Origin of the sequence: Streptomyces zinciresistens K42 (genome assembly GCF_000225525.1) — a bacterium.
Lineage (GTDB): Bacteria > Actinomycetota > Actinomycetes > Streptomycetales > Streptomycetaceae > Streptomyces > Streptomyces zinciresistens.
In genome coordinates this window covers 1-13,977 of the sequence record NZ_AGBF01000181.1, presented here as the reverse complement: position 1 = coordinate 13,977, position 13,977 = coordinate 1, and the positions used below count along the sequence as shown (strand labels likewise).

Sequence of the window (13,977 nt, the reverse complement as noted above, 5' to 3'; positions counted from 1 at the left end):
GTCGGTCGTCCAGGGGTCCGGCCTACCTCTGCCCTCAACCGGCAAACGCTCCCCGTACGTCAACCGGTTCACGTACGGAGTGACGCACCTCCGAGCGTTCGTGTTCGGCCGTCCAGCCGTATGGGTTGGGTTCGGGGTGGTGTTGGGGTGCGGTCCGCTGGCTGTGTGGCGGGGTTCTGCATACCGGCAAGCAAACGCGTTGACTCGCGAACGTAACCTCTCCGACCATGGATGTGTGGACAAACGCGAACGCTGGTTCCGCGAGGGAGCCCAAAATTTTCGTACGGTAGTTCGTGCCCTCGGCCTCGGTGACCGGCTCCCTCCTACTGGTGACCTATATCCGTGCCCTTGCTGCCTTGTAATTCGTGATCACGACGACCTAATTACCAAACGGCTTACCGAGGAACACGTACCGCCGAAAAGGCTTGGCGGGAAATCCCTCCTCCTCACTTGTTCGGACTGCAACAACACCGCCGGAACAAAGTTGGACTCGCATGCGAAAACTCGCGATGAAATCCGCAACCTAGCACGCGGGGAAGCTACCAGCCGACCGATTAAGGTTACTTTCTTCGCTGATGACATTCCCTCGCATGGGGAGGTTCACTCAACCGGAAACGGTCTTTACATGCAGGGTGTGCCGAAGATGAACAATCGGGTGCAGATGCAGGCTCACAATGACGCTCTGCAAGCGGCATGGGACCGAGACCGTTCCTTTCCATCGTTCAGATTCACCGTGACAGAACGGTTCGTGAACTCTCACGCAGAGCTGTCATGGATTCGATCAGCCTATCTCGCGGCGTTCGCAGCTCTAGGCTGGCGCTATATCCTGCGCCCGGAACTCCAACCGATCAGAGATCAAATCAAAAATCCTGAGACGAAAATCCTTCCCAGACTATCGGGATTCAACCCCGAGGCGCCGACCGATCGCAAGGGAATCTTGCTAGTTGAGTCGCCGAACGATCTCCGTGGCGTCTTTGTGACCATCGGACGGCATGGGGTATTCCTTCCGGGACCACCATGGGCCGCCCAATCCTGTTCGGAACTTTCCCAAGCGATCACCGATTGGTCTGCCGCCGAGAGTCGTCATCAGATGATGCTGAGCGGGAAAGAGGTACCGTGGCCAAAAAATCCCATGTACCTCCTAGACCCTGATTCCGACTAGTCCCACCGCGAGCCATTACAATTCAGACCACGCGTTAACGACGTCACGGACAGCCATAACCTTCCTCTGTCATCGTTCAGCCCATGCAGACAGGACTTCCCGCCATTGCTGGCAGGCGGTAGGCCGGTGCCTCCATTGAGATTCTGGTAGTTCACTCCCAATGTCCTCAACGGCTTTCGCAACGGCCACGCGCACTAGAGCTGACTTGAGTTCGCCGCCCGGTTGCTGCTGTCCATTGAGAATCCTGTTTACCGATCGGCTGGTTACGGATACACCTTCGGCTGACGCTCGTTCTGCGACTTGAGGCCCCGTCAATGTCTTGAGTACGGGCACGGCGAATCGCTGGAAGTCATCCAACCCGGTTCCGTAGTCAGTGATGATTTCTTGCGCGTCCAGGAACGTGTCAGTTTCCCGCTCCTCAAGTTGGTTGGTTTCCTTGCCCTGGTGAGTCCAGGCGGACACGTTTACGTGATGCCGGTAGAGAATGCCTCGCGTATCGAGTCGGCATGGCTTGCCGTCAGCGTCAGCGAATTTTTCCTCGGGGTGCACGCTGTAGCTTCCGACCACGTCGGCATAGCTCTTGACCCTGACGATTGGACACCCTTCTATCGCTTCGATTTCTTCGGGTATCTCGGTATCGATGCGGTACGTCGGTCCCTGGGGGTCGTGCATGTTCTGAAACTCGATATCTCGCCACTCGTCAGAGTTTGTGCTGTACGGCCCTATGAGCCGGAAGTCTGTTCCGCGCATGATTCGGTTCGCGACTACGGGAGCCATCATGAATCCGTAGGGCTTGATTCGGTCGGCGTATTCCTTACCGTCGTTCCACCGTCGAAGGTGTGCGTACGTGTTCCACGTGGATACGGTGACTCGGGACATGACCGGACGCCGGAACCAATAAGGTTCCGCCACGGATTCCCCAGCGTCACTACGGATGATGTACTCCCAGATATCGCGAATCCATGCCCGTTGCCCGCGCGATTCCCGATCGCTCGGGTCCTCCGGATTCATGTACTGACCCAAACCGTGTTCCTTGTTCACCACGATATCTATACGACCGCTCTCCGGGATCGTAAGCATGGTGTATCGCTTCGCTGATATCGCGTAGCAGTACACCTGTGGGTCTGTCAGTTCCTCCGGTTGTTCCCTCTTGAGGATCGGTACAGGTCCTGCAATCTTCGGATCGTAGGGGTTCAGCGAATCAAACCTGTGCCGGATCTCTTCCACTACCTCATACGACAGCAGGGGGATTGCGCCCGGATAGTCAGCGTCAACGCTCCGGGGTGGCAACGCGCATTCCGGGGCTATCCATCCTCCCTCTTGGCTGGCCGCTATCGCCATTGAGTCGGTGTCGCACATGACCCACGTTCCACCCTCATCTGTGACGAGCTTTTCCAGAATGCCGAGCATGAGCCTTGCCGCTCCCGTTATCAGGGTGCCGATGGGTGGGAAGCAATACGCTCCCGCCGTTTCCGGCTTACGGACGTTCATCGTCCATGACCCGTGCGAGCCGTAGATAGTCTCTACCGACTCTTCTTTATCGTCCTCCCTGTTGACTTCAACGAAGATTCCGTATCCCCCAGCGTTGGCAATGACTTTGAGGAACTGTTCGTTACGGCACCCCTGGCAAAGACACCCCGACTTACGGTCGCATGTCCGTTTCCGCTTGATTGCCTGCCTACGCTCGATGACGGTACGGAAAAAGTCGTCCCTTGCCGGATCGATGCGCACTTGCCCGCGCAGGTCTACCGGGCGAAGGGACTGAACCTTTTCCCCGTCCGGGTAGAACCTCAATGCGCGGAGGATACGAGGCGCCTTTCCTCCGTTGAGCCTCGCATTGATGATGTCGGGTATTGACCACCACATTGGTTCGCCACTCGTCACGTAGCTAATTCCGATGGTGTCGGACTCCCCGCCGAATGACGTTCGTACTGGCAACAGGTCATCATCCGGCATCACCAGGGCGATTCCCCGGAGCGATTCCCAAGTCTCACGCCTCAGCAAATCCTCAACTGTGGCACTTTCTACCAGCGACCGGACGGCGTCTGTTTCCTCCCGTACGTCGATTCGTTCGGCCGTCAGCAGATCCCACAGTTTCATATTCGCATTGACGGTCGGGTACATCGATGTCACGTCAACATGCAGCACCGGGACCGGTACTTTCCTGATATGCGCTTCGGCTCGCCCACCGTAGAACGTCGCCATTGAGTAGCCGAGTACATCGTTCGGGAAGTCCGCTTGCTTATCCAGTGGCTTAGGAACTCCCATCACGTCAAGGTAGGCTTTCGCGATTGACGCCGGGGAATAGACACGGTTGTCTGTCAGGTCGATTGGGTGTCTGTCCAGTTCCTTGACCAGCGCCACATAGAGAGCGGCCGTCGTGCGCACGTCCTGACGGCAATAGTGGATGTAATCGAGCGTGATAGAGCCGTGCCCATCCTGGGGTATCGACTTGCGCTCACTCACTCCGAATGCTTCCGCCGCATTGGCGAGACTGTAGCTCTTGTTAGCGAGCCCGAACGCGAGGGTTCCGGCATCCGTGAAATAGTCGTCTCCCTCTTTCCCTCCGGTATAGCCGAACATGGCGCCCTTGATTCCTCGCTTGACAGTGCGGATATTGCCGCTCTTGGCATCCTTCCGCATCTCAAACGAGAATCCACCCGCGTACTTTTTCTGCGCCATGGTCACACCGCTAGCTATCCGAGACAGGTCAAACGGCAGGTTGAATCCAACGACCGTTGCGGGCTTGTTGGCTTTCCAGCTATCCGACGGGTAGGCAGCGTGGTGCAAGCGTTCTGCGAATTCACTTTGCGAGACGAGCATTATGTCGTCTGCGGATTCGCGTTCTACGTGGTGTTCGTTGACCTTCCAAAAGTCAACGATGGTTGAGAAATCGTTCTTTGGATACCAGCCATACAATCCGTAACTGAGGATTTGCTCTGGCGTCTTTCCCTTATCCCATCCGCTACGTGTCATGTCGTGCATTGTCATGCGGTCCGCAGGCGCGTACTTTTCTCGAACCTTGCTATGCCCTCGCAACACGTAATCTTGCAGGACCGCGAATCCTTCCGGGTTACGTTCGGGAAGGTCGTCAGCATAGATGAGGTATTCCCCTACGGGGTGAAACTCACCATCCTTACCGACTGCCATATAGAGAGCTGCACCGAAGTTGAAGCGCTGTTCTTTATCAACGCTGGTTTCGGTGTCGAACACCATCACGTGTTCTATCCGCTCCAATACACTGCCTTGCCGCTTCCGAGGCTTGCGCCCCCTCGTTCGTCCATCCTTGACCCCCTGTGCCGTCCATGCCCGGACCTTTGCCGACCGGTGTAGCCGCTTCACTGTTCCTCCAAGCGAGAGATTGCAACGCGCTGGAATTCGTCAACGCATTCCCGGATGGTTCGAGAGAATTCCGCAAAGTCCATGTTCAGCCTGAGAGCGTCCAGCGAATCAGACAGCTTTTGGAGAGCAGAGCCGGCCCAGATATCTAGAGCCGTTCCCTCGCCCCATTCCCGAGGGTTTTGGGCAACCGAGAGGAAGAACAAAGTCACGCTGTGCCGCTCTCCCATCGCCATTGCCGAGAGGTAGGCTGTCATGGTTGCCAATGTTGCAGCGACCTCGACGGATTCCCGGAAGATCCGGCGCGGTGGTTTCCTGAGCTTTTCTACCTTCGGCTCTGGGATTGATTCCGCGATTCCGGCTATCGCGCACGTCAGCTTTCCGAGAGTCCTGATAGCTTCCGCTACCTTGTCCCATCCCAGCCGCAGCGTGAGCACTTCAATGACATGTAGTGCCCCTGTTGCTTTGGCCCATGACTTCACCAGCTCTGGCCGTTCGCTGTCCTTTTCCAAGGGGATTCGGTGCACGTATTGCCAGGGGGTGAGCGTGTATTGATGGCATCCTCGGCACACTGTCACCGTGAATTCGGGATCGTTTGCCCTCCCCGCTACGTGGTGTTGCTCGAATGGTCCGGCACTTCCGCACACGAGACAGACAGCCATGGTTTACCCCTGTCATATCTCATAGATGGATTGGAAGTTGAGGTCACCGTTCATAGCCTGACGCATGATGACGTCTAGGTCTGTTTCGAAGTAGCGTCCGGCAACCTGATACCCGGAATAGCTCGATACCTGGGACCCTGTGGGGTCCTCTCCGTTCAGAAAGTCCTTTACCGCATTCCAGTAGTGCCCGATGTTCTGACGGTCGATTCCGTCCATCTGGTCAAGCGGTATCGAGGTTGCTCCCATGCCGCTTTCGTTGAACCGAACCCCGGAAGAGTAGGGCTGGAAGAACTCAGCGAAGTTCGATTCGTCGTACCCCTGAGAGCGGAAGAATTCTTGCGCTGACTCTGAAAAGTCATCCCAACGACCGGCCATTACCGATCACCCCCAGGAAGCGCAGAACCCCCGGAACGGGGAGCCCCCGGAGCGACGGCCCGGAGCGACCGGCCGTCACAGGAACGGGGCTGCATGAATTCATGCAGATAACGGGGAAATGGTATAGTTGTATTCACAGGTTGGTCCTTTGCTTGACCGGCGAACCCCCGCGCTACCGGGGGTTTTCGCTTGTGTGGGGTGTCGTCATCTGTTGACGACTGGTGAGTTTCTACGTCGCCAACAACTCTCGCTGTCGGTTCCTCGCTCCGCATTCACGCTGCTACCTCCTCAACGTCCGTGCTCTGTATGGGCCATTCACCATTCACGACAGCGTCAGGGTTGTACTTGTCTCCGCTCTTCCGTTCGTTCCGGAAGTAGCGCTGTAGGCTCGCCGCTTGTTCTTTCCGCCATTCCCTCTGTGATTGGTAGAGGTCAGCCGGCCTCATGAGCCCCAAATACGGGAACCGTTCAAAGAGCTTTTCTGACAGGAGTACAGCAGCCGAAGCGTCAGCGTCCGCACTGTGCCAATCGTTCAGCTCAATTCCGTAATGCTCGCAGGTGGGTTGCAGCTTCCTACTGCCGCGCCTGTACTTGTCTACCGCCTTGTCTATGACATGCGGATCAACAAGCGTGCGAGGCTCGATTGCAAGTCGTTCGCTCATCACAGGCAAACCGTTACGCCGTAGCTCCGCATCCAACACCGTCCAGTCATAGGAGAGATTGAACGCGATAACCGGACTCTGACGTGACAGAGCCGTAGCGAGATTCCCCGCTATCTCGTCTAGCGCTCCCCGTGGCTTTCGCCCCTCCGCGCGTGCTCGTTCAGTGGTTACACCGTGAATGGCGGCGGCCTCTTCCGGAATCTCAACCCCGGGATCAATCAGCCATTGAAAGCTGCGGATCGTTCGACCGCCGCCACGCACGATAAGTGCCGCTGTCACGATGCGCGCATTACTCGGATCAACACCAGTGGTCTCGGTGTCGAATCCGATTTTCACGGCATCGCTGAACTTCACTTGGAAAGAACCTCCACAACCGGAACCCCCATGAAATACCGAGCGGCAACCAGGAACGCCAGTGCGCCGAGTACGACGATTGCAGCGGCCTGCGGAGTCCCGTTATTCATGACTTCCTGCATCTCCTCTTCCTTTCCGAGTGCCGCGCTTGCGGCTCCGTAATTTTCGTAAGTAGTCATTTCCTCATCCCTTCTCTACCTCTCCGAACCCCTACTGCCGGAGAAACCCTTATTCCGTCGCTGACAGATCAAAACCATTGACGGGAACCGGTGTCAGTTCCCCGAGCGCAGAACGTTTCTCGTTCCTGGCTACATTGTGAGCGTGCGAGCGATTCACGATCACGCCCCGTTCCGCCAACCAATCGACAGCGGCCGGAACGTCGTACGAATCCAGCACTCGGAACGCGTACCGCAACGCATCTGCTTTCGACATAGCCGACACGTCCTCAGACCCCGTTACCGCGCTCCGGGGCCGCGCCGGTACTCCGGTCCCCCGGACCGCTGAAACGGCGTCCTCTGGCCTTGTGATGCCCTCTATGACGGCCGTCTTCCATGCCCGGTAGGTTTCCTCTCTGGCCACTATCCAGCGAAGTACCCGGAACCGTGGCAACGGGGGTTCGTAGACCCCTTCTTTGGAGAGTCCCCACCTTCTAATGCGCCTGATGACAACTTCCAATAGGGTTGCTCCCGCGAGGCTCATTCCTGGGAAGAACCACACGGCGTCTTGCGCCTGGACGTTGAAGCTGTGCCGGTAGTTGGCGAACGCTGACGCTCCCGCGAATACCCACACCAGTACGTGAGGGGCGCCTCCCGATTCTCCGCGCCATGCGGCATAGACACTCATGGCGATACAGAGAGCGGCTGCACAGTCGAGAGCCACGAACACCACGTAAGGCCAAACGCCATTGAGCCCCAACCCGTTTTCGGATGCTGCCCACTTCACAAGGTCTTGTGAGGAGAGCGCCACGGGGGATATGACGACCACTCCGAGGGTTATTCCGATGACCGTTGCGAGTATCTTTTGAGGCCATGAGGCCGGCTCGCGTTCGCTGGTCATGCCGCCTCCCTGTTTGAGCTGAAAGGAACCGGCTTACTCAACACCCTTTTAGCCGCATGTGCTACGGCTCCAAAGGGAACCTCTACGGGGTGCATCTTGACCGTGTGAGACATAGCGAATGACACCATGCGGCAACTCGTGTGTTCGCGCTGAATCCGCTTGAACTCAGACCTCAGTCGGTCCCGTTCTCCCCGTAGCTCGGTTTCCTGTTCCCACAGTCGCCGTTTGAGAGTGCTCAATTCCCGAACGTTCAGGTTGTCGAGTGACGTTGTTTCGTCATCTGTTACAACACCACTGGCCGAAAGAACCTGCGGCCGTCCCGTAGGGCATCCTGAGAGCGGTACACCGTCAATGGAGTACAGATACTCAATGTCGCGTATCGCCAATGCATGCTCGGCCAGACTCGGAGTTACCCCAGTCATTCGACAGCTCGTGTTCAAACCCAGCTCTGTGTGTACTGCGGCTATGTCCGAACTCCTGATGGGCTCTTTCCCTGTATCGGTATTTAGGCGCAACATGAGAGCAACCCATTCCGAAAACATGTGGGCTGCATGCGTGCGCCGGTTGCTCCGCATGATTCCGTCAATCTCGGCTCGCAACCTCGCGATTGTTTCGCGCCTGCGAGCGATGATGCCTGCATTGTCATTCACGGATGACTCCTCAGAGAGTTCTCTAGCAACTCGGGCAGTGGTATCGGATCTCTAGGGTTGAGCGGGTTGTCAATCCCGTGGGGGTTTGAGTGAGTCCCTTCGGGTCGGAAATGACAATGCCAGCGGGTGTCATTCTGAGACTCCCTCACCCGTTCTAGAAACTCCCTCTGTTGTGGGCTGAGCATCTTTCCTGCCTTGGTTCGATTTGCTCAGGGTTCACGCAGTAGCGAGCGAAACAAGCTGCGCGGTTGCAATACTGGCGAGCACTACGATTGCGAGCGCGGTTGCAGCGATACCGGCCGTGAAGGCTCCGGGCATCGTGAGTGCCACGAAACAGGCAATCAGGAACCAGCCGAACGAATCTCGGATGATGTTCTGTCGCTCTGTCTGCGCACGGAACCTCTGGGCTGGTGAACTTTTTGGGTTCTGTTCTATGCGCAACAGTGCCTCTGATTCGGCGTCGGGAGCGTCCATGAGTTCCGGCGAATCCGAGTCGAAATCAACGCCGTACGTGGTCATGAGGTGCCGCTGTAGTTTGGCTGTGACGGCTTCCTTTTCCGCACCGGTTGTAGACAGAGCCTGATTCATCAGACGTTCCGCCGTTGCGTCCTCAACTGCCGGAGTCACGCGGTCATAGTGGTTATTCATCACGGTTACCCTCTTCCGATTGGGTGGGAATCAAGTCACTGAGACGGTAGTATCCGCGACCATTCTTCGGGCCACGCCGTTTGAGGTATGCGTTCATCACATCCTTGTGAATGAACGTCCCGAGAGGAGTCTTCACAACTTCAATGACTCCGCTGCGAATCCGATTGCGGATAGTGAAGAATGATTCGTCTGCCATCTCTGCCGCTTGCGTCATTGTGTAGTAGGGGAAATCGTCTCCCATTGCGCTACCTTTCGAGGATCATTTGAGGTTCGAGAGACTTCAAGATCAACGGCCCGGCGCAGTTCACCGGCCCTACCCTCTATGATAATTGGCGGGTGGGTAATTCCGAAGTGCCCGAATCGCGAGTTTCCGGGGCGCCGGACCCGCAGGTGAGCGGGTCTCTACAAAAGACTCAGCAATAGATGCGGTGTTCAGAGGCCGGCTCGCGTCTGCGGATTGAAAGACGAAAGGCTACCGGTATAGCTCTGCCGAATTAGGGGCGCGAACCCCAGAGAGAAAGAGAGACGGATAACCAGCGCCAACGAACGGCACGCACCGAGTACGTCACCCCTGTACGTCAAACCGATGACGTACAGACCCAACCCAGCAAGCCACCGACACACCAGGCCAGGAACGGAGCCACGATCCGGGGCACCCCTGCCGGACGGCTACACGGCGCAGAGCAACGGCGGTACCTTGGGAACCCACAACAGAAAAGAGCCCCGGCCAGTGTTGGCGCACTGACCAGGGCGGCACCCCGAACGATGGAGGTTCGACGTGCACACACAGGCTAGCTCTGTCCTCATGGACCCTGCTACCGGCCCGACCGTGGCGGACGTGTACCGGCGCGAGTCAACAGACTCACGCGTCATCGTCGTTGACGGCTACGGCGCAACGATCAACGTCCGTAACGGACACCTGGTCATCTCAGACGGCATCGGTCCCCACCGGCGCACGCGACAGCTCCCGAAGGTTGAGCGGAACGTTCGCCGCATACTCGTACTCAACGCGCGGGGCTCCCTCACGTTCGATGCCGTCCAGTGGTGTAAGGACGTGGGTATCTCTCTGGTCTACACAGACAGCAGCGGAGAAACCCTCATGTCCTCCGACACGGGTAACGATGCTCGGTTGCGTCGGGTACAGGCATTCGCCGGTCAAGGCGGACCCTATGAGTCTGTGGGTCTCGACATTGTGAAACTCATTCTCGGCCGGAAGCTATCCGGCCAGTCTGCGAACCTTCGGGCCATGGGACACGAGAAAGCCGCTCAGGAAATCGACGCATGCGCGGTACGCGTACAGGAATCCGAAACGGTAGACCTTTGCCGTTCCTGGGAAGGTGCGGCGGCATCCGCATATTGGGGAGCATGGACCGGAACCGTAGCCATGCCATGGAAAGACTCGGATGCGAAAAAGGTTCCCGCTCACTGGACGGTCTATGTCTCCCGAGCGAACCTCACAAGCGGGAAAGCGCGCGGAGCAACCGACCCGGTAAACGCCATGCTGAACTACTGCTATCGGCTGGCAGAGGCGGAATGCGTGTTGGCGTGTCACTCGGTAGGGCTTGACCCTGCATTCGGCATGCTGCATCTGGACAAAGACTCTCGCGACTCATTCGCCCTCGACCTCTTGGAAGTCGTACGACCGGAAGCCGAACGGTTCGTGTTGGGGATGCTCGGGGCTCTCGATATCGATGCTCGGGAGTTTCACCGGTCGGAGTTTCACGAGACCCGAGAGGGTACGTGCCGACTTGTCGCACCACTCACTCACGAACTCGCTGAACAGTGCCTCACATGGGCACGGTTGTTGGCTCCAATCGTGAGGGAATACGCGCTCATCCTCGCTCACGCTTCCGGAGGGAACATCACCGTTCCGAACCCCACTAAAGACAAAGCCCTCATGCGCGAGCCGGCCTCCGGGAAAGCATCCCGGAAAGACAGCCCGAAGAACGCTCCGCAGAACGCTCCAAAGGAAAGTCCTCAGCCTGTAAAGCGGGAGCGAGTAACACACGTGCCGTGCACCGTGCGGGATGTCATCCCGTCAGACCTATGGGAACAAGTCGCTGAGCACCTTCCCAAACCGAGTCAGGGCAACAAGGCGGACCAACGACTCAGCAAACACGGTGTGTTGGCTGGCGCCGTGTGTACTGAAATCCTGCGCATTCCTGGTAGGCATCTACCGCCAACCATTGCCGACCGGAAGACCGTCCGAACTCATCTGCGGCGCTGGAAAGCAGACGGAACATGGGATGCCCTCTTTCCTGTGCTCACTGGTCACCCTCGCGTGCGAACGCTGATGGGTGAGGTAAGCGAACCGGGAGCGTAACGGCCGTCTGCTGTGGGGGTTCCTGCCGTTGAGGCGAGGGACCCCGTTCGCATGCTGTGAGCCGCAGCGAACGCGACGGTAAGCGGTACCCCAGGGAGCGCGCGGCCTCGCCCTGGACGGCCGCAGACGGCCGCGCGCCGGTACGTCACTTCAGGATGTGAACCGGTAGACGTACCGGGCACGTTCGCCGGTTGAGGACAGAGGCGGGCCGGACCCATGGACGGTCCTGGACGGCCGCCACGGGAGCCGGTAACGGCGTGCGTGAGGGAAGGAAGTGTCAGACTTGCTGCGAACGGCGCTCAGAACGGCTCTCAGGGTTGGAGGCTCACCGGTCGGCCGACCGGTGGCGCGAACCATGGCGTGATTCGGATTGCGGCTCTCGGCATGATGGCTACTGCTCAATAGCTTTGAGTGTCTGGTATGCCTCTCGAAGGTCTGCACTCTCCGGAAGCTGACGGGCTTCAACTGCCTTTACGACTTCCAACGCTCGCCAATGATTCGATGGCACAACTCGTCCCGACAGAATGGCTTTCTGTGCAGAATCGCATGCCTCATCTAGTCGGTTCTCTTTCAGTAACACCAGAGCCAAATCAATGTTGGCGGAAGCTACGCGACGCGGCCACTTAGTCACGTCATCGCTAGGGCTTAGCCGTTTGATTACCTCGCGGGCGTATGGCTCTGCCGCTGAGTCTCCCAGCCAAGCGAGAGTAGTTGCCGTATAGGACAACGACTTAGCGGGATCGTACCGGTAGTGATGCTCGGGGGTGTCAGGGATGCCGAGTACAGCCGACATGTCCTGTACCCGTTCAATAGCTGAATAGGTCTCTGACGCATTGCCCAATCGCGCATGCGCCCTACCCTCTTGAGCCGTCGCCTGAATCATGGCTGATGTTCCGGCGGGAGCGATTTCCTGAGCCGCGCGAGAAAGTTCCGCCGCACGGACGTAATCACCGTCCGTGAGAACACGCCAAGCCTCAGTTTCATAACACCAGGCTTCTATTTCGAGATACCCCGCCTCTCTGGCGAGCGTTGCAGCTGTTTCGAGTCGCGCCGTAGCGGCATCGTCTTGCATTAGATCGATGTGCACCGTGGCACCCAAGAGTGAAAGCCAACCACCAATGACCAGCAAACGCCGGTGTTCAGACAGAGTTTTCTTGGCGTCAAGTAGCTTCAATACGTAGGCTGAATGCTTTCGCACCTTCCGCAACAAGTCTTCGGGGTCTGACTTGGGGTAGGCCATAGCCAAGTCATCGAAAGTACGCTCTAGCCGTTCAAGAGTTGTTGATCCCACATCACTTGCCTGTACGCGCCGAGCAAGTTCCCACGCATCCATTTCGTCGTCATGGGGAGTTGCGCTCTCGACTTCCAGCGATAGGCCGAGATATTCGTTAAGCGCTTGGATCAACTCAGGGGAAGGCGCCTGTTTCCCGTTCAGCGCACGACTCAGATAGGAAACGTCGTAATGCAAGGCTTTGGCCGTACCTCTAAGGCTCTTACCTTGCTCCCTGAGTGATTTCCGTACCGCATCGCTGAAATCGTTCATGGGTCGCTCCCGTTGACTGTTGACTCTCATCGTAGTCAACGCTGGTCAACTGCCCTACAGGTACGCGGGATCGGTTGTGTAGCGAGACGCAAAGACCCCCGCGACCGTGCGACCGGCCCGGGGGCATGGACCCCACCTGAGAGGCAGGCAGAGCCATGACAGAGAGTAGGCCGATGGGACGCCTACTGCCATGGACAGGCGACGACGGACAACCCGCCTTCCTGGCACCGGGCAGTGAGAACGGTGCACTGGCCCGACTCGCTGACTCGCTCGAAGAGTCACAACTTCAAGACTCGTCAGTGGTGTTCGATCACGCGCTGTCCGTCTTGGAGAACGACAGCGCATCGGATGTTGAGCTTCGCTTCGTCGCTGAGCGGCTGAGTGAATGTCTGTTCAACACCATGCGGGTCGCAGACAGCAGGGGCGCGCGCTTGCCCGACGTTGAGGGGGGCGCGTGAGCGGCACACAGTGCGCCGAGTGCGCCCAGTTGAGGCGTGAGAAGGAAGAGGCGCGTAAGGCCGGAAACATGAGCCGAGTCACAGACTGTGACGTGTTGCTCAAGCGGCATCCGGAGCACAGCGGAACGCTTGCTCCGGCCGGTAAGGGGTGGGCATGACGCGCGCCATCTACCGGTTCCGTGAGTACACGTTGAGGCCGGACCGCACGCCGGAAGCTGACCCCGTGCTCTTTGCCATCGAGTGCAAGGGGTGCGGCCAAAGCAGCGACGGGGCAGAGAACCCCGAAGACGGCACCCAATGGGCTGCCGAACACCTCAAAGCGAACCCTGGTCATCTGACCTACCGGGAGCACATCACGCGCCCGTACCGATTCGAGGCGGGAGCGTGGCAGTGATGGAAACGGTGCAGCGACAGACAGCCCATGACTGGACACCGGGCACGGTCGGAGACGACGTAATGACCGTGCACAAGGTTCGGAACGGCGCGCCCGTGTGTGGCGCTGTCGGCAAGGTTGACGAGTGGCAACGGCGGGTCACGTGCCCCGCCTGTCTCACCACCGAATAGCCCAGAGGAACGGCTAGAGAGAACAACCCGCACTGAGAGGGACGGCACCCAACAGCCGTCCCTCTCGCGCGCTCTCAGCCGACTACATGGCGCACCGCAACACCGAACCCCCGAAACCCCACAACATCCCCTCAACGGACGGTCGTTGAGAGAGCCGACCGGCGACGGCTGGACGACCGCC

The 13,977-nt window shown here is 58.2% G+C and carries 13 protein-coding genes; 4 read left to right on the top strand and 9 right to left on the bottom strand.

The window, feature by feature from the left end; translation table 11 throughout:
- Positions 1 to 643 precede the first annotated feature (643 nt).
- Positions 644 to 1,162: a hypothetical protein gene (locus tag SZN_RS42870; protein ID WP_244313440.1), complete on the top strand. Its 519-nt coding sequence runs from the start codon at positions 644 to 646 to the stop codon at positions 1,160 to 1,162.
- Between the two features lie 69 nt (positions 1,163 to 1,231).
- Here the strand turns inward: SZN_RS42870 and SZN_RS41075 are convergent, their stop codons facing one another.
- The 8 genes from SZN_RS41075 to SZN_RS42045 form a co-directional block, all read right to left on the bottom strand.
- Positions 1,232 to 4,378: a hypothetical protein gene (locus SZN_RS41075; RefSeq protein WP_139063609.1), complete on the bottom strand. Its 3,147-nt coding sequence runs from the start codon at positions 4,376 to 4,378 to the stop codon at positions 1,232 to 1,234.
- A 122-nt stretch (positions 4,379 to 4,500) separates the two neighbouring features.
- A complete protein-coding gene (locus SZN_RS41070) occupies positions 4,501 to 5,013 on the bottom strand; it encodes a hypothetical protein (RefSeq protein WP_139063607.1) in 513 nt (170 codons plus the stop codon).
- 162 nt (positions 5,014 to 5,175) lie between these two features.
- Positions 5,176 to 5,538, bottom strand: a complete 363-nt coding sequence (locus SZN_RS29920; RefSeq protein WP_007502333.1) for a hypothetical protein — start codon at positions 5,536 to 5,538, stop codon at positions 5,176 to 5,178.
- A gap of 272 nt (positions 5,539 to 5,810) precedes the next feature.
- The gene (locus SZN_RS39220) at positions 5,811 to 6,554 is read right to left on the bottom strand and encodes an exonuclease domain-containing protein (protein ID WP_244313439.1); all 744 of its coding nucleotides are present in this window, start codon (positions 6,552 to 6,554) and stop codon (positions 5,811 to 5,813) included.
- Positions 6,551 to 6,733, bottom strand: a complete 183-nt coding sequence (locus SZN_RS41065; protein WP_139063605.1) for a hypothetical protein — start codon at positions 6,731 to 6,733, stop codon at positions 6,551 to 6,553. Before SZN_RS41065 ends, SZN_RS39220 begins: the two co-directional genes overlap by 4 nt.
- 49 nt (positions 6,734 to 6,782) lie before the next feature.
- Complete coding sequence (locus SZN_RS39215; protein ID WP_078509012.1) at positions 6,783 to 7,610, bottom strand: DUF2637 domain-containing protein; 828 nt, start codon at positions 7,608 to 7,610, stop codon at positions 6,783 to 6,785.
- Between the two features lie 866 nt (positions 7,611 to 8,476).
- Positions 8,477 to 8,908, bottom strand: a complete 432-nt coding sequence (locus SZN_RS29915) for a hypothetical protein (protein ID WP_139063603.1) — start codon at positions 8,906 to 8,908, stop codon at positions 8,477 to 8,479.
- A complete protein-coding gene (locus SZN_RS42045; RefSeq protein ID WP_139063601.1) occupies positions 8,901 to 9,149 on the bottom strand; it encodes a hypothetical protein in 249 nt (82 codons plus the stop codon). Before SZN_RS42045 ends, SZN_RS29915 begins: the two co-directional genes overlap by 8 nt.
- 564 nt (positions 9,150 to 9,713) lie before the next feature.
- On the opposite strand from SZN_RS42045, the gene cas1 reads away from it, so the two are divergent.
- Positions 9,714 to 11,231 carry a CRISPR-associated endonuclease Cas1 gene (gene cas1 / locus SZN_RS43565; RefSeq protein ID WP_425274484.1) on the top strand — a complete coding sequence of 506 codons (1,518 nt, stop codon included), beginning with the start codon at positions 9,714 to 9,716 and terminating at the stop codon, positions 11,229 to 11,231.
- A 391-nt stretch (positions 11,232 to 11,622) separates the two neighbouring features.
- On the opposite strand, the gene SZN_RS39205 is transcribed toward cas1, so the two are convergent.
- Positions 11,623 to 12,774 (bottom strand): helix-turn-helix domain-containing protein, encoded by a 1,152-nt coding sequence (locus SZN_RS39205; RefSeq protein ID WP_007502328.1) that lies wholly within the window; start codon positions 12,772 to 12,774, stop codon positions 11,623 to 11,625.
- A gap of 173 nt (positions 12,775 to 12,947) precedes the next feature.
- Here SZN_RS39205 and SZN_RS41055 point away from each other — a divergent pair, with 173 nt between their 5' ends.
- Complete coding sequence (locus SZN_RS41055; protein ID WP_050815142.1) at positions 12,948 to 13,232, top strand: hypothetical protein; 285 nt, start codon at positions 12,948 to 12,950, stop codon at positions 13,230 to 13,232.
- A 154-nt stretch (positions 13,233 to 13,386) separates the two neighbouring features.
- A complete protein-coding gene (locus SZN_RS29905; RefSeq protein WP_007502326.1) occupies positions 13,387 to 13,626 on the top strand; it encodes a DUF7848 domain-containing protein in 240 nt (79 codons plus the stop codon).
- The last annotated feature ends 351 nt before the right edge of the window (positions 13,627 to 13,977 follow it).